A 14,611-nucleotide genomic window follows, 5' to 3' on the forward strand; every position below is an offset into this window, starting at 1 on the left:
CCATATATTTATGTTACAAAACATTGCCCAGCTTCGCATTTTTTGTTACAGATTGAAAATCGGCACATGCCAGCATCATGAAGTCAGGGAGGACGCGCGATGTACAGCCAGGGCCTTATCGGCGCAAAAACCGAAACCAGCGAGGATGAAGCCTTTCTTGCTGCGTTTCAGGCACGCATTGATGCCGAAGAAAAAATCGAGCCGAATGATCCGATGCCGGAAGGCTATCGCCGCACGCTGATCCGCCAGATTGGCCAGCACGCCCATTCTGAAATTGTCGGCATGTTGCCGGAAGGAAACTGGATCACCCGCGCCCCCTCACTGCGTCGCAAGGCAGCGCTTCTGGCCAAGGTGCAGGATGAAGGCGGCCACGGGCTGTACCTTTATTCGGCGGCTGAAACGCTCGGTGTGTCGCGTGAGCAGATGACCGAGGAGCTGTTGGCCGGCAAGGCGAAATACTCCTCCATTTTCAATTACCCGACCCTGACATGGGCCGATATTGGCGCGGTCGGCTGGCTTGTCGATGGTGCGGCCATCATGAACCAGATCCCGCTCTGCCGCTGTTCCTACGGTCCCTATGCCCGCGCAATGGTGCGGGTGTGCAAGGAAGAAAGCTTCCACCAGCGCCAGGGATACGAGATCATGATGACGCTGGCGCGCGGCACCCCAGACCAGAAGGACATGGCGCAGGATGCGCTGAACCGCTGGTGGTGGCCTTCGCTGATGATGTTTGGCCCGCCCGATGGTGACAGCCAGCATGGCGACCAATCCATGAAGTGGAAAATCAAGCGCTTCACCAATGATGAGCTGCGCCAGAAATTCGTGGATGCGACCGTGCCGCAGGCAGAATTGATCGGCCTGACCCTGCCCGACCCGGACCTGAAGTGGAATGCGGACAAGGGCGTCTATGATTTCGGCGCGATTGACTGGGACGAATTCTGGAAAGTCGTCAAGGGCGGCGGACCGATGAACCGCGAACGTATCGAAGCCCGCCGCAAGGCGTGGGATGACGGCAAATGGGTGCGCGAAGCAGCGCTTGCTTACGCCGAAAAACGCCGGGCGCGCACCGAGGCCGCCCGCATCGCTGCGGAGTAAATCACATGACTGAAAACCTTATTCCGCTCTGGGAAGTCTTTATCCGTCCGCGCAATGGCTTGGCCCATAAGCATTGCGGCTCTGTTCATGCCGCAGATGAAGTGATGGCGCTGAATGCCGCGCGTGATGTCTATACAAGGCGCGGCGAAGGCACTTCCATCTGGGTGGTGCCATCTGCCGCCATCACCGCATCCGACCCCGGCCAGAAGGAAGAGAATTTCGAGCCTTCTCTCTCCAAGGTCTATCGCCACCCCACCTTTTACGACATCCCCGACGAAGTGGGGCATATGTGATGGCTGACGCAAAGATCACCTTCCTGCTGCGCTTGGCCGACGACAATCTTATTCTCGGCCACCGGCTATCCGAATGGTGCGGCCATGCCCCGATGCTGGAGGAAGATCTGGCCATGCCCAATATGGCGCTGGATCTTATCGGCCATGCGCGCACGCTTTATGCCTATGCGGCAGAGCTGGAAGGCACGGGCCGCAGCGAAGATGATCTGGCGTTTTTGCGTCGCGAACGCGAATATCTCAACTGCCTGATGGTCGAGCGCCCGAATGGCGATTTTGCCCACACAATGCTGCGCCAGTTCTATTTTGCGGCCTTCATGCAACCGCTCTGGGCAGCCCTTGCCAAAAGCCATGATGCAACGCTTGCAGCCATTGCCGCCAAGGCCGAAAAGGAAGTCGCCTATCACATTCGCCACACTGGCGAATGGGTTATCCGGCTGGGCGATGGCACGCCAGAAAGTGCAGCCCGCCTCAAGGCAGCCGCAGAAATTCTGGCACCCTATGTCGAAGAACTTTTCGAGCGTGACGCGGTGCTGGATGCAATGATCGCTGAAGGCGTCGCGCCTGATCCGCAAAGTCTGCGCCCTCAATTTGAGCACACGCTGCAAAGCGTGTTTTCGCAAGCGCTTCTCGACGCGCCTGCCGCACCCTTTGCACATACCGGCGGTCGCACCGGCCAGCACGGCGAACATATGGGCTTTCTGCTGACCGAGCTGCAATATATGCAGCGCGCATATCCGGGCGCAGAATGGTGAGCGCCGCCGCACGGGTGCAGCCCGATTTCATGGCAATGCGCGCCTACCGCATTGCAGCCAGCGTTCCAGATCCTGAAATCCCGGCTTTAACGGTCGAGGATCTGGGCATCTTGCGTTCGGTTGAAATGATCGACGGCATTGCTGTTGCCAGAATAACGCCCACTTATTCCGGTTGCCCCGCCGTTCTGGCCATTGAGCTTGCCGTTGAAATGGCCTTGCGCGAGGCGGGTTTTGAACCGCGCATCGAGCGCCAGATGGCACCGGCATGGACCACGGACTGGATTACCGATGAGGGCCGCCAAAAGCTGAAAGCCTATGGCATTGCACCGCCTGCTAAGGCCTCGAATTCCGTGCGTGCTCTGTTTGGCGAAACGCTGGTGGAATGCCCGCAATGCGGCGCATCAGAAACCGCGCGTATTTCCGAATTCGGTTCCACCGCATGTAAGGCGCTGTATCGCTGCCTGAAATGCGCTGAACCCTTCGATTATTTCAAATGTATCTGAGGCGCGTCCCATGAGCCCACGCTTCCACGATCTCACCGTCGAACAAATTGAGCGTCAGACATCAGACAGCGCCATACTCGGCTTTGCCATTCCTGATGATTTGAAAGCCGCCTTCGCTTTCAATCCCGGCCAATATCTCACACTGGCCGCAAGTGTTGATGGCGAGGAGATCCGGCGCTCTTATTCCATCTGCTCAACACCTGACGACACCTTGCTGAAAGTCGGCATCAAGAAGGTCGATGATGGCCGCTTTTCCTGCTTCGTCAATGACCGTTTGGCCATTGGCGACCGGCTGCGCGTCATGCCGCCGGAAGGTCGTTTCACGCCGCGGCTGGGTGCTGGTGAGACGCAGGATTTCCTGCTCATCGCCGCAGGGTCCGGCATCACCCCCATGCTTGCCATTGCCGCCAGCGTGCTGGCCCGCAATGGGCGCAATTCGGTCACGCTGATCTATGGCAACCGCGCCACTGAAAACATTATGTTCCGCGAAGATTTGCAGGATCTGAAAGACCGCCATCTTGGCCGCTTCACACTTGTCCATGTCCTGTCGCGCGAGAAGCAGGATGTCGATCTGCTCAATGGCCGTATAGACGGCGCGCGCATTGCCGCAATGGCGCAAAAAGGGCTGATTGATCCTGCTGCCGCAGATGGCATATTTCTGTGCGGTCCAGGCGAAATGATCGACGATGTGTCCGCCACCTTGCGCAGCCTTGGCATTGACGAGACAAAAATCCGTTTTGAGCGTTTTACCCCGACAGGCGAACCCGCCTTGCGCCGCGCGCCCTCAAAAGCCGTGCAGCAAGCCGTTGAACAGGGGGCAGAAATCGAAGTCGTTCTGGATGGCGTGCGCCGTAACTTCACCATGGGCGATGCGCAAAACTCCATCCTTGATGCCGCAAATTCTGCCGGCATAGACCTGCCATTCTCCTGCGCTGGCGGCATGTGCTGCACCTGCCGCTGCCGCGTAATGGAAGGGTCTGCCGAAATGGCGGTCAATTATTCGCTGGAAAAATGGGAGACAGAAGCCGGCTTCACGCTGGCCTGTCAGGCACGCCCGACCAGCAACAGGCTGGTGCTGGATTTTGATGCAAGCTAGGTAAGCCCGGAGGGATAAAACATGACGCCGGAGGAGATCGCGCAACAAAGCGCGAAGGCGATGTGGGAGAAGGATGCCGCCACCAAATGGCTGGGCGCGGTGCTGGATGCTGTTGGCCCCGGCACGGCCAGAATGTCCATGACGGTAGCGCCCCACCACACCAATGGCCACGGCATATGCCATGGCGGGTTTATCTTCACGCTGGCCGATTCTGCTTTTGCCTTTGCCTGCAATTCCTACAATCAATGCGCGGTAGCGCAGCACAATACGATTACTTATCTGGCGCCCGCCAAGCTTGGCGACCTGTTGAGAGCAACCGCATCCGAGATCTCGCGCAGTGGGCGCTCGGGACTTTACGACGTGACAATACGCGATCAGGAGGGCCGCAAAATTGCGGAGTTTCGCGGCGCATCACGCATCATCAAGGGCGTGCATTTTGAAGATGCTGCACAGGGAGGAACCGTATGAAGGATCTGACGCCGCGCGCCCAAGACCTTGACCCGATCGAAATTGCCTCGCGTGACGAGATTGCAGCTTTGCAATTGCAACGCATGAAATGGTCGCTCAATCACGCCTATGAAAATGTGCCGCATTACCGCAAAAGCTTTGATGCGGCAGGCGTGCACCCCGATGATTTGAAATCTCTGGCAGATTTGCGCCGCTTTCCCTTCACCGTCAAAACGGATTTGCGCGACAATTATCCCTTCGGCATGTTTGCTGTTCCGCGCGAAAAAGTCCTGCGCGTTCATGCCTCGTCCGGCACCACCGGCAAACCCACGGTCGTCGGCTATACGCAGAGCGATCTCGACACATGGGCCGATTGCATGGCGCGCTCCATGCGTGCGGCCGGCACAAGGCCCGGCGATATCGTCCACATCGCCTATGGCTACGGCCTCTTCACCGGCGGGCTTGGCGCGCATTATGGGGCGGAGCGGCTAGGCTGCACAGTCGTGCCGGCATCTGGCGGCATGACAACGCGGCAGGTCACGCTGATTGAGGATTTTGGCGCAAGCACCATCATGGTCACGCCTTCTTACATGCTTTCCATTCTGGATGAATACCGCGCACAGGGCCGCGACCCGCGCGAAAGCCCACTTCAGCTTGGCATTTTTGGCGCAGAGCCGTGGACCAACGCCATGCGCGCCGAAATCGAACAGGCGTTCGACATGCACGCGGTCGATATTTACGGCCTCTCGGAAGTCATGGGGCCAGGTGTCGCCAATGAGTGCGTGGAAACCAAGGATGGCCTGCACATTTGGGAAGACCATTTCTATCCCGAAATCATCGACCCGATCAGCGGCGAACCGGTGGCCGATGGTCAAATGGGCGAACTGGTTTTCACCTCGCTGACCAAGGAAGCACTGCCCATTATCCGCTACCGCACCCGCGATCTGACGCGCCTTTTGCCCGGCACCGCACGTTCCATGCGCCGCATGGAAAAGATCACCGGCCGCTCGGATGATATGATGATCCTGCGCGGGGTCAATGTCTTCCCGACCCAGATCGAGGAACAGATACTGGCCGTCAAAGGCCTCGCCCCGCATTTCCAGATCGAGCTATGGCGCGAGGGCCGCATGGATTGCATGACCGTTCATGTCGAGGCAGATGCTGCCCATGCCAGTGCTGATGCCCGCGCTATGTGTGGCCGCGCTCTGTGCGAGCGTATCAAGGATGTGGTTGGTGTCACCGTCGTGGTGGATGTGACCGAACCAGACCAGGTGGCGCGCAGCCAGGGCAAGGCCCAGCGCATTATCGACAATCGCCCGAGGACAGTATGACAGACCCCGTTCAACGCGCCCGCGATTTCGAGATTACGGCCCTGTCGCCGGATTTCGCGCAAGACCCTTTTCCAGTCTATCACGCGCTTCTGGAGCATGCGCCCATCAAGCGCTTTAGCGATGGCTCGGTGATGCTGTCGCGCTTTGCAGATCTCGACCGTGTCTACCGTGACACAAAGGGCTTCTCATCTGACAAGACGGTCGAGTTTCTTCCGAAATTCGGCAAAAGCCCGCTCTATGAACACCATACGACCAGCCTCGTTTTTAATGATCCACCGCTGCACACCCGCGTGCGCAAAATCATGGTCGGTGCCATGACACCGCGCGCTTTGGCGGCGATGGAGCCGGGTCTGGTCACGCTGGTGGATCATCTGCTCGACAATCTGGCTGCCAAGGGCGATGTCGATCTGGTCGAGGATTTCGCCTCCGCCATACCGATCGAAATCATTGGCAATCTGTTTGACATGCCGCATGAGGAGCGCGGCCCCTTGCGCGACTGGTCGCTGGCCATTTTGGGCGCGCTGGAACCGGTTCTGACCCCTGAACAATTGCAAAAGGGCAATGATGCCGTCATCGCCTTCAAGGCCTATCTGGGTGAACTTGCCGCCAAGCGCAAAGCCAATCCCGGCGATCCGCAGACGGATGTTCTGACGCGCCTGATCAATGGCAATGATGGCGAGCTGCTCACCGAGACGGAGCTTCTGCAAAACTGCATCTTCATCCTCAATGCCGGCCATGAGACAACCACAAACCTGATTGGCAATGCGATCTATGAGTTGGCCGAGTGGCCGGATGAAAAAGCACGACTGATACAGAACCCGGCCCTTATCGACAGTGCTGTTGATGAGTTTCTGCGTTTCCAGAGCCCCAACCAGCTGGGCAACCGCATGGCAGTTGAAGACGCTGAATTTGATGGGCAGACAATCAAGGCCGGCACGCGCATTCATCTGTGCATCGGAGCTGCCAACCGCGATCGGCGCCAGTTCACCAACCCTGATACGCTCGACCTGTCGCGCAAACCCAACAAGCATCTGGCCTTTGCCGGCGGCCCGCATCTCTGTGTCGGCTTTTCGCTTGCGCGCATGGAAGGCCGCATTGCCGTCTCCCGCTTTTTAGAACGTTTCCCAAATTTCACCATCATTGGCAGCCCGCAGCGCACAGGCCGCGTGCGCTTTCGCGGTTTTTCTGCCCTGCCGGCAAAGGTTGCCCCATGAGCCTCATTACTCTCGATAGTTTTGCCGCCGGAAAATGGGTTGCGCCCGCCGGCACGATTTCCGAGCTTAAAAGCGCTGTCACCGGCGAGGCTATTGCCCGCATCGGGTCATCGGGTCTCGATTTTTCGGCAATGTCAGACCATGCCAGAAACGTTGGCGGCAGCGCTCTGCGCGCACTCACTTTCCACGACCGTGCCCGCATACTGAAAGCATTGGCGACCTATCTCAATGAGCGCCGCGAGCCGCTTTACGAACTCTCCTATGATACCGGCACCACCAAATCTGATGCGATGATCGACATTGATGGCGGCATCGCCACCCTGTTCGTCTACGCCTCAAAAGGCAGGCGCGAACTGCCCGATGATGTTTTGTTGACCGAAGGCGCGCTCGAACAATTGTCGCGCAGCGGCAGTTTTGTCGGCCAGCATGTCGCCACCTCGCTGCGCGGGGTAGCCATCCACATCAACGCGTTCAACTTTCCCGTCTGGGGCATGTTGGAAAAGCTGGCACCCGCCTTTCTGGCCGGTGTGCCCGCCATCATCAAACCGGCCTCTTCAACCGCCTGGGTCGCGCAGGCCTGCTTCCGCATGATCGTGGAATCCGGCTTGTTGCCGCAGGGTTCTGTGCAGTTCATCGCCGGCCCGACCGGCGATCTTCTGGAGCGGCTAACCGCGCAAGACATCGTTTCCTTTACCGGCTCTGCCACAACCGCCGCCATGCTGCGGGCCAATCCGCGCATTGCAGAAAACTCGGTCCGTTTCATTGCCGAGCAGGATTCGCTCAACGCCACGATCCTTGGCCCCGATGCGGCACCTGATACGCCCGAATTTGATATTTTCCTGCGTGAAGTTCACCGCGAAATCACCGCCAAGGCCGGGCAGAAATGCACCGCCATCCGGCGCATCATCGTACCGGATGCCCACAAGCAGGCGGTTATTGATGCGCTCATTGCACGGCTGGAAAAAACCACCATTGGCGACCCGCGCAACGAGGCGACCCGCATGGGCGCGCTCGCCAGTCAGGCCCAGCGCCGCGATGTGCTTGAGAAGGCTGAGATCATTGGCCGACAGGCGCGCCGCGTCTTTGGTGATCCGCAAAATTTTGCGCTCAACAATGCCGATGCCACGCTTGGCGCTTTCGTACCGCCCATGCTGTTTGATTGCGCCGAGCCTGATGGCGCAGATGACGTGCACTCGGTCGAAGCCTTTGGCCCTGTCTCGACCGTCATGGGCTACCGCGATCTCGACCATGCGCTCGCCCTTGCCAATCGCGGCGAAGGCTCGTTGGTTGCCTCCATTTTCACGCATGATCCCAAAGTCGCCCGCCAGGCGGTGCTTGAAGCCGGCGCATGGCATGGCCGCCTCTATTTCGCCAACCGCGACACCGGCAAGGAAGCAACCGGCCACGGCTCGCCCCTGCCGCACATGATCCATGGCGGCCCCGGCCGCGCCGGTGGCGGCGAAGAAATGGGCGGCATTCGCGGCGTGCTGCACTATATGCAGCGCACCGCCATTCAAGGCAGCCCAGACATTATTGCCGGCGTAACTGGCCGCTATGTGGCCGGTGCCAAGACAAGCACTGAAGCCCGCCACCCATTCCGTTTAAGCTTTTCAGAACTGGAAATCGGCCACACGCTCAAAACCGCCTCGCGCCAGATCACCCTGGAAGACATCGCGCATTTCGCCAACTTCACCGGCGATACGTTCTACGCGCATATGGACGAGGAAGCAGCCCGCGCCAACCCGTTCTTCCCCGGCCGCGTCGCCCATGGCTATCTGCTCATCGCCTTTGCCGCCGGCCTGTTCGTCGATCCGGCACCCGGTCCGGTGCTTGCCAATTCCGGCCTTGATGGATTGCGCTTCATGAAACCCGTCTCGCCGGGTGACAGCATCTGTGTGGAACTGACCGCGATGGCCAAAACCCCGCGCAATGAAGACTATGGCGAAGTGCGCTGGCAGGTCCGCATCGACAATCAGGACGGCGAACAAGTCGCGGGCTATGAGCTGCTGACGATGAACGCACTATAAGGAAGGGCGCTCTTTCCGACCGGAGAGAGCGCCCTGTTGATGCTATGTGTGCTGACTACTGCACAGCCTTGTCGGTGATCGATGACGTCCAGGCACCTGTGGGTGCCTTGGTGATGATCTTTTGGTCAAGCAGCGCCTTGGCGGTCCGCTCATAAGCGGCTTCCACCAGTTTGCCATCGGCGTTGTCAATCAGCTTGGCCACTTCGCCCATCATGCGCTTCTGGTGGTTCTCGTCCTGGCCGCCATTGTCCATGACAATGCCGGCCGCCTCATCCGAATTGTCGACGGCATATTTCCAGCCCTTCATCGAAGCGCGCACGAACTTGACCATCTTTTCTTCGTAGGCCGGGTCCTTGAGCTTGTCTTCCATGGCGTAAATGCCGTCCTCGAGAAGGTCGTTGCCCATCTCCGAATAGTTGAACACGGTCAGGTCTTCAGCTTTGAAGCCGGCATCGATCAACTGCCAATATTCATTGTAGGTCATGACCGATATGCAATCGGCCTGCTTCTGGATCAGCGGCTGAACATCAAAGCTCTGCTTCAGAACGGTCACGCCATCTGCGCCTCCATCGGTAGACATGCCAAGCTTGTTCATCCAGGCATAGAACGGATACTCATTGCCGAAGAACCAGACGCCGAGTGTCTTGCCCTTAAAGTCGGCTTCGGTTTTCACAGGCCCGTCTTTTGGGCAGACCAATTCCATCCCAGCCTTCTTAAAGGGCTGTGCGATATTGACGAGGCTTACACCCTTTTCGCGCGCCGCCAATGCTCCGCCCATCCAGTCAACGATTACGTCTGCACCGCCGCCGGCGATCACCTGTTCTGGCGCGATGTCGGGTCCGCCCGGCTTGATTTCCACATCGAGCCCCTCCTCCTCGTAAAATCCCTTGTCCTTGGCCACGTAATAGCCGGCAAACTGCGCCTGCGTGACCCACTTGAGCTGCAATGTCACCTTTTCTGCAGCCATGGCCTGCCCAGCCGCGAGTGTCATCGCGCCGGCAAGCAGTGAGAGTGTAAGTGCCTTCATCATTGTCATTCCCCTTTTTGTTGTCTTCGTCATTGCGTCCCTCCACCACGGACGGACGGATGCCAGAATGTGACACCTCGCTCGATGAGCGCGATGACACCATACAAGACCGAACCGGCAACTGCCGCAACGGCAATTTCAGCCCACGCCATGTCGACCCTGAGCAGGCCGATTTCTGTGGAGATACGAAAGCCCATACCCACCACCGGTGTGGTGAAAAACTCGGCCACGATGGCCCCGATAAGTGCCAGCGTGGAGTTTATCTTAAGTGCATTGAAGATGAAGGGCGCTGCTGCTGGCAACCTGAGCTTTAGCAACGTCTGCCCGTAGCCCGAAGCATAGGTGCGCATGAGGTCCCGTTCCATAGCGCTCGAAGCGGCGAGGCCGGAGACCGTGTTCACCAGCATTGGAAAAAACGTCATTACCACCACGACGCCGGCCTTGGACGGCCAATCAGGCCCGAACCATGTCACCATGATCGGCGCCACGCCCACGATGGGCAACGCCGACATCATCGAACCTATCGGCAACATGCCGCGCCTGAAAAACGAAAATCGGTCGGCAAGGATTGCGACCAGAAAACCAGCCGAGCAGCCGAGCACATAGCCCGTCAGCGCCGACTTCACGATGGTCTGGTACATATCCGCCGCCAGCACCGGCGCAGCATCACCCATACGCATGCCAATGGCGCTCGGAGCCGGCAAAATGATCTGCGAGACCCCGAGCCCGCGCACCAATCCCTCCCACAGGATCAAAATCCAGACGCCGAAAGCAAGCGGGATGGCGAGGCGCACCAGTAGCGTTGCAATTGTTGAAGCAGGCCTGACAGCGCTCAGCAGCACAACCATGCGCCAGGCCAGCAGCCAGGCCGCCATGAGCAGCGCGAAATAGCCAAAGGACGCACTACCCTCATGGCCGGAAATGCTTGAGAGGAGCAACCAGGCCACGCCATGCGCACCAGCAAGCAAAGCGATGATCTGTGTCATTCGTTGCGATGCAAGAGCGGAAACCAGCGCTGCCAGGATCGTCAAAGCCAACACTGCGCCGGTCCGCCCGGCCCCGAACCCCGCGCCGATCGAGAGCGGCAGCATCGTCGCAGCGAGCACTGCCAGCACCAGTGCAATCGCAGCCTGCCAGGAAACGCACCGGAACATCGCCATCATACGGGACGCCCTCCTAGATAACGCGTCGCCAGCGCTCCTACCGCACCCACAAGCCCGACCAGCACCAGAGCCACGATCGACCCGGCAACGAGCGCGGCCCAGATTTCAATCGACTGCGAATGGTACGAGCTGATTAACAGCTTTGCACCTATCCCCGCTACCGCCCCGGTCGGCAGTTCGGCCACGATGGCGCCCACCAGACTCGCCGCCACCGCCACTTTCATGGAGGCAAACAGAAATGGCAGCGATGCGGGCACCCTCAGCTTCCAAAAAGTCTGGTACTGGCTGGCATGATAGGTGTGCATGAGATCAAGATGCGTGAGCTCGGGCGAGCGCAAGCCCTTCACCATGCCCACCGCCACCGGGAAGAATGCCAGATAGGTCGAGATGATCGCCTTGGTGACAATCGCGGGTGTGTTGAGCGGTCCAAAAATCAGGATCACCATCGGCGCCAGCGCGATGATCGGAATGGTCTGCGAAACAATAATCCAAGGCATCAGGCTGCGATCGAGCGCGCTGATATGGACAATGCCCACCGCAAGCGCGATGCCGAGCGCAGTCCCCATGGCAAAGCCGAGCAGCGTCGTCGAAAGCGTCACCCAACCGTGATAGACAAGGCTGCGTTGGCTGGTCACCTTGCGCAGCACCGTGTTCTCAAAGAAATTTTGCCCCACCTGATGCGGTGCCGGTAAAGTCGGTTTGGGCTGCGACAGCGTCTTGCCGATGAACTCCGAAAAACCCGGTGTCTCGCCGGAGCGTCTGTCGAGATCCCGCTGAAAAGGCGCATTCATCCAGACCGAGGCTGCATACCAGACGACGACCAGCGCGGCGAGGATCGTAGCAACAGGAATCAGCGTGTCGCGCAGCGAAATCATCCCGCACACCCGTTCTTTCCTCGCCCGGCAAGACGGGGAGATGTGCCGAGCGCAGCGAAGCTGAACGGGGTAATCCTCTCAAAAACGCCCGTGCCAGCCCCCCCTCCGATCCGCTTCGCGGGCCACCTCTCCCTCGCTTCACGGGGGCGAGGAAGAGGAGGATGAAACACCTCAATCCTCATAGCTTTGTCCTGCCCGTAGGCCCTCGCGCACCCGTGCTGCGATGGCGAGGAATTCCGGGCTCTCGCGGATATCGAGCGGGCGTTCGCGCGGCAGCGTGGATTCGATCACATCGGTGACCCGGCCCGGCCGCGGCGACATCACCACGATGCGGGTCGACAGATAAACCGCCTCGGGGATCGAATGGGTGACAAAGCAGACCGTCTTGCCGGTCCGCTTCCACAGTTCGAGCAACTGCTCATTGAGATGGTCGCGCACGATCTCATCGAGTGCGCCGAACGGCTCGTCCATCAACAGAAGATCGGCATCAAACGCCAGCGCCCGCGCAATCGAGGCCCGCTGCTGCATGCCGCCGGAAAGCTGCCACGGATATTTTTTCTCGAAACCCGAAAGATTGACCAGTTCGAGCGTGCGCTGCACCCTCTCGCGCTGCTCAGCCTTTGACAACCCCATGATCTCGAGCGGCAACCCGACATTGCGTTCGATCGTGCGCCACGGAAACAGCGCCGCCGCCTGGAACACATAGCCATAGGCGCGATTTTCGCGCGCCTCCTGCGGCGTCAACCCATTGACCGAGATCGTCCCGCTCGTCGGCTGCTCAAGATCGGCGATGACGCGCAAAAACGTTGTCTTGCCACAACCTGAAGGACCAATGAAGGACACGAACTCGCCTTTGCCAATGATGAGGTCGACATCCGATAGCGCCTGAACCGGGCCGTCTCCGGTCTCAAACGTCAGGCCTAGCTTGCTCGCTTGTACGACCGTCACGGACATTTGTGGACCTCGCCCAAAAGTTCGCCGCTTCGGCTTCGAATTCTGACCGTTGACGGGTCAGCCACGTCGCGCTCGACGATATAGACGTCCGCTGTTCGAAAATCCTCACCCTCGTGGGCACATAGTCCGGTTACAACCTGCGTTCCGTCTGGTGCGTTCGCAACCTGTACCCACTCGCACAGCGTCGCATAGGTCTCGAAACCGCCGGCCTTCAGCACCACACGGCTGTCGTCGCTTCTGTTGCCCCCTCTCGCGAACACGCAGCCTGCTTCGTTGCCCCAAACGCCGTCGAGCATCAGCGGTTGCGCACTCGCGGGCAAGGCAAGAGAGGCGACAAGCGAGAGCGCAATCCGAAAGTCCACTCAAACCCCGCTTGCCGGAATGCCGCTACGCTCGATCCGGCGCGGCGCGGTGATTTCCTTCCAGGTTGAAAGCGCCTGATTGATAACCCCGTTCGGCTCGCGCGCCACGAATTTTCCGTGTCCGGGCGTCGCCTGAACATCACCGTCCCGCACGGCCAGTTCGCCCCGTGTGAAGACGAAGCGCGGCACGCCCATCACCTCGATACCTTCGAAAACATTGTAGTCGATCGCTGATTGCTGGCCCTTTGCAGTAATCTTCTTTTTCCGCTTCGGATCCCACACCACGATATCGGCGTCGGCTCCTTCCACGATCGCGCCCTTTTGCGGGTACATGTTGAGTATCTTGGCAATGTTGGTCGACGTCACGGCAACGAACTCATTCATGGTCAGCCGTCCCGTGTTCACGCCATACGTCCAAAGCACCGGCATCCGGTCCTCGAGGCCACCGGTGCCGTTGGGGATCTTGGTAAAGTCGCCGACACCATTGCGTTTCTGCTTGGTGGTAAAGGCGCAATGATCCGTCGCCACCACCTGGAGAGATCCGGCCTGCAACCCCGCCCACAGGGAATCTTGATGCTGCTTGTTGCGGAAAGGCGGGCTCATCACCCGTCGTGCTGCGTGATCCCAATCGGTGTTGAAATATTCCGTCTCATCGAGAACCAGATGCTGTACCAGCGGCTCGCCATAGACACGCATGCCCTTTTGCCGCGCTCGGCGGATAGCCTCGTGCGCCTGCTCGCAGGACGTGTGCACAACATAAAGTGGGGAGCCCGCCATATCGGCGATCATGATAGCGCGGTTAGTGGCCTCGCCCTCCACTTCGGGAGGACGGGAATAGGCATGCGCCTCGGGTCCATTGTTTCCGGCCGCGAGCAGCTTTTGCGACAACTGCGCTACCACGTCACCGTTCTCGGCATGCACCAGCGGCAGAGCACCAAGCTCCGCGCAGCGCTGGAATGACGAATACATCTCGTCGTCATCCACCATTAACGCGCCTTTGTAGGCCATGAAATGCTTGAACGAGGTGATGCCGCGGTCAACCACCTCGGCCATCTCGTTGAACACCTGTTCATTCCACCAGGTGATCGCCATGTGGAACGAATAGTCACAGGCCGCCTTGGAAGTCTTGTTGTCCCACATCGTCAGCGCTTCCAGCAGGGATTGCTGCGGGGCCGGCAAGCAGAAATCCACCACCATCGTGGTGCCGCCAGAAAGGGCGGCGCGCGTACCGCTTTCAAAATCATCGGCCGAATACGTGCCCATGAACGGCATTTCCAGATGCGTGTGAGGGTCGATCCCGCCTGGCATCACGTAGCAGCCGATCGCATCAAACGCTTCGTCGCCCACAAGGTCTTGGCCGATGGCCAAAACTTTGCCGCCTTCGATCAGAACATCGGCCTTCCACGTACGGTCGGCAGTGACGACTGTCCCGTTCTTGATGACTTTTGACATATATCCAGTTCCCTCTGCTC

Annotated in this window: 15 protein-coding genes; 9 read left to right on the forward strand and 6 right to left on the reverse strand. The window is 59.1% G+C overall.

Going from position 1 to position 14,611, the window contains the following annotated elements:
- Positions 1 to 99 precede the first annotated feature (99 nt).
- From paaA to paaZ, 9 genes are read left to right on the forward strand one after another with little or no spacing between them, the layout of a single operon-like run.
- A complete protein-coding gene (gene paaA, locus GA830_RS16865) occupies positions 100 to 1,095 on the forward strand; it encodes a 1,2-phenylacetyl-CoA epoxidase subunit PaaA (protein ID WP_195162929.1) in 996 nt (331 codons plus the stop codon).
- Between the two features lie 5 nt (positions 1,096 to 1,100).
- Entirely contained in the window at positions 1,101 to 1,388 is a 288-nt protein-coding gene (paaB, locus tag GA830_RS16870) for a 1,2-phenylacetyl-CoA epoxidase subunit PaaB (RefSeq protein ID WP_195162930.1), read from the forward strand.
- Positions 1,388 to 2,140 carry a 1,2-phenylacetyl-CoA epoxidase subunit PaaC gene (paaC, locus tag GA830_RS16875; protein ID WP_195162931.1) on the forward strand — a complete coding sequence of 251 codons (753 nt, stop codon included), beginning with the start codon at positions 1,388 to 1,390 and terminating at the stop codon, positions 2,138 to 2,140. Before paaB ends, paaC begins: the two co-directional genes overlap by 1 nt.
- On the forward strand, positions 2,134 to 2,643 hold the full coding sequence (gene paaD / locus GA830_RS16880) for a 1,2-phenylacetyl-CoA epoxidase subunit PaaD (protein WP_195162932.1): 510 nt from the start codon (positions 2,134 to 2,136) through the stop codon (positions 2,641 to 2,643). Before paaC ends, paaD begins: the two co-directional genes overlap by 7 nt.
- Before the next feature lie 10 nt (positions 2,644 to 2,653).
- Entirely contained in the window at positions 2,654 to 3,739 is a 1,086-nt protein-coding gene (paaE, locus tag GA830_RS16885; RefSeq protein WP_195162933.1) for a 1,2-phenylacetyl-CoA epoxidase subunit PaaE, read from the forward strand.
- A gap of 21 nt (positions 3,740 to 3,760) precedes the next feature.
- On the forward strand, positions 3,761 to 4,207 hold the full coding sequence (gene paaI, locus GA830_RS16890; protein ID WP_195162934.1) for a hydroxyphenylacetyl-CoA thioesterase PaaI: 447 nt from the start codon (positions 3,761 to 3,763) through the stop codon (positions 4,205 to 4,207).
- Positions 4,204 to 5,517 (forward strand): phenylacetate--CoA ligase PaaK, encoded by a 1,314-nt coding sequence (gene paaK / locus GA830_RS16895; RefSeq protein ID WP_195162935.1) that lies wholly within the window; start codon positions 4,204 to 4,206, stop codon positions 5,515 to 5,517. Before paaI ends, paaK begins: the two co-directional genes overlap by 4 nt.
- Entirely contained in the window at positions 5,514 to 6,731 is a 1,218-nt protein-coding gene (locus tag GA830_RS16900) for a cytochrome P450 (protein ID WP_195162936.1), read from the forward strand. The genes paaK and GA830_RS16900 overlap by 4 nt, the downstream gene beginning before the upstream one ends.
- On the forward strand, positions 6,728 to 8,758 hold the full coding sequence (gene paaZ, locus GA830_RS16905; protein WP_195162937.1) for a phenylacetic acid degradation bifunctional protein PaaZ: 2,031 nt from the start codon (positions 6,728 to 6,730) through the stop codon (positions 8,756 to 8,758). Before GA830_RS16900 ends, paaZ begins: the two co-directional genes overlap by 4 nt.
- Positions 8,759 to 8,813: 55 nt before the next feature.
- On the opposite strand, the gene GA830_RS16910 is transcribed toward paaZ, so the two are convergent.
- The 6 genes from GA830_RS16910 to hydA all read right to left on the reverse strand — a co-directional run bounded on the left by GA830_RS16910 (position 8,814) and on the right by hydA (position 14,591).
- Entirely contained in the window at positions 8,814 to 9,785 is a 972-nt protein-coding gene (locus tag GA830_RS16910; RefSeq protein WP_195165015.1) for an ABC transporter substrate-binding protein, read from the reverse strand.
- A gap of 29 nt (positions 9,786 to 9,814) precedes the next feature.
- Positions 9,815 to 10,945 (reverse strand): ABC transporter permease, encoded by a 1,131-nt coding sequence (locus tag GA830_RS16915; RefSeq protein ID WP_374939326.1) that lies wholly within the window; start codon positions 10,943 to 10,945, stop codon positions 9,815 to 9,817.
- Positions 10,945 to 11,823 carry an ABC transporter permease gene (locus tag GA830_RS16920; protein WP_195162938.1) on the reverse strand — a complete coding sequence of 293 codons (879 nt, stop codon included), beginning with the start codon at positions 11,821 to 11,823 and terminating at the stop codon, positions 10,945 to 10,947. The genes GA830_RS16915 and GA830_RS16920 overlap by 1 nt, the downstream gene beginning before the upstream one ends.
- A gap of 171 nt (positions 11,824 to 11,994) precedes the next feature.
- Complete coding sequence (locus tag GA830_RS16925) at positions 11,995 to 12,777, reverse strand: ABC transporter ATP-binding protein (RefSeq protein ID WP_195162939.1); 783 nt, start codon at positions 12,775 to 12,777, stop codon at positions 11,995 to 11,997.
- Positions 12,768 to 13,139: a hypothetical protein gene (locus tag GA830_RS16930; RefSeq protein ID WP_195162940.1), complete on the reverse strand. Its 372-nt coding sequence runs from the start codon at positions 13,137 to 13,139 to the stop codon at positions 12,768 to 12,770. Before GA830_RS16930 ends, GA830_RS16925 begins: the two co-directional genes overlap by 10 nt.
- A complete protein-coding gene (gene hydA, locus GA830_RS16935; protein WP_195162941.1) occupies positions 13,140 to 14,591 on the reverse strand; it encodes a dihydropyrimidinase in 1,452 nt (483 codons plus the stop codon). It lies immediately after the preceding gene.
- Between the last annotated feature and the right edge of the window lie 20 nt (positions 14,592 to 14,611).

The sequence above is a fragment of the Mesorhizobium sp. NBSH29 genome, from assembly GCF_015500055.1.
Lineage (GTDB): Bacteria > Pseudomonadota > Alphaproteobacteria > Rhizobiales > Rhizobiaceae > Neomesorhizobium.

Excerpts from the sequence above, each read along its gene's own strand:
- paaA (WP_195162929.1), top strand. The coding sequence starts at position 100 with ATGTACAGCCAGGGCCTTATCGGCGCAAAAACCGAAACCAGCGAGGAT.
- paaB (WP_195162930.1), top strand. The coding sequence starts at position 1,101 with ATGACTGAAAACCTTATTCCGCTCTGGGAAGTCTTTATCCGTCCGCGC.
- paaC (WP_195162931.1), top strand. The coding sequence starts at position 1,388 with ATGGCTGACGCAAAGATCACCTTCCTGCTGCGCTTGGCCGACGACAAT.
- paaD (WP_195162932.1), top strand. The coding sequence starts at position 2,134 with ATGGTGAGCGCCGCCGCACGGGTGCAGCCCGATTTCATGGCAATGCGC.
- paaE (WP_195162933.1), top strand. The coding sequence starts at position 2,654 with ATGAGCCCACGCTTCCACGATCTCACCGTCGAACAAATTGAGCGTCAG.
- paaI (WP_195162934.1), top strand. The coding sequence starts at position 3,761 with ATGACGCCGGAGGAGATCGCGCAACAAAGCGCGAAGGCGATGTGGGAG.
- paaK (WP_195162935.1), top strand. The coding sequence starts at position 4,204 with ATGAAGGATCTGACGCCGCGCGCCCAAGACCTTGACCCGATCGAAATT.
- GA830_RS16900 (WP_195162936.1), top strand. The coding sequence starts at position 5,514 with ATGACAGACCCCGTTCAACGCGCCCGCGATTTCGAGATTACGGCCCTG.
- paaZ (WP_195162937.1), top strand. The coding sequence starts at position 6,728 with ATGAGCCTCATTACTCTCGATAGTTTTGCCGCCGGAAAATGGGTTGCG.
- GA830_RS16910 (WP_195165015.1), bottom strand. The coding sequence starts at position 9,785 with ATGAAGGCACTTACACTCTCACTGCTTGCCGGCGCGATGACACTCGCG.
- GA830_RS16915 (WP_374939326.1), bottom strand. The coding sequence starts at position 10,945 with ATGGCGATGTTCCGGTGCGTTTCCTGGCAGGCTGCGATTGCACTGGTG.
- GA830_RS16920 (WP_195162938.1), bottom strand. The coding sequence starts at position 11,823 with ATGATTTCGCTGCGCGACACGCTGATTCCTGTTGCTACGATCCTCGCC.
- GA830_RS16925 (WP_195162939.1), bottom strand. The coding sequence starts at position 12,777 with ATGTCCGTGACGGTCGTACAAGCGAGCAAGCTAGGCCTGACGTTTGAG.
- hydA (WP_195162941.1), bottom strand. The coding sequence starts at position 14,591 with ATGTCAAAAGTCATCAAGAACGGGACAGTCGTCACTGCCGACCGTACG.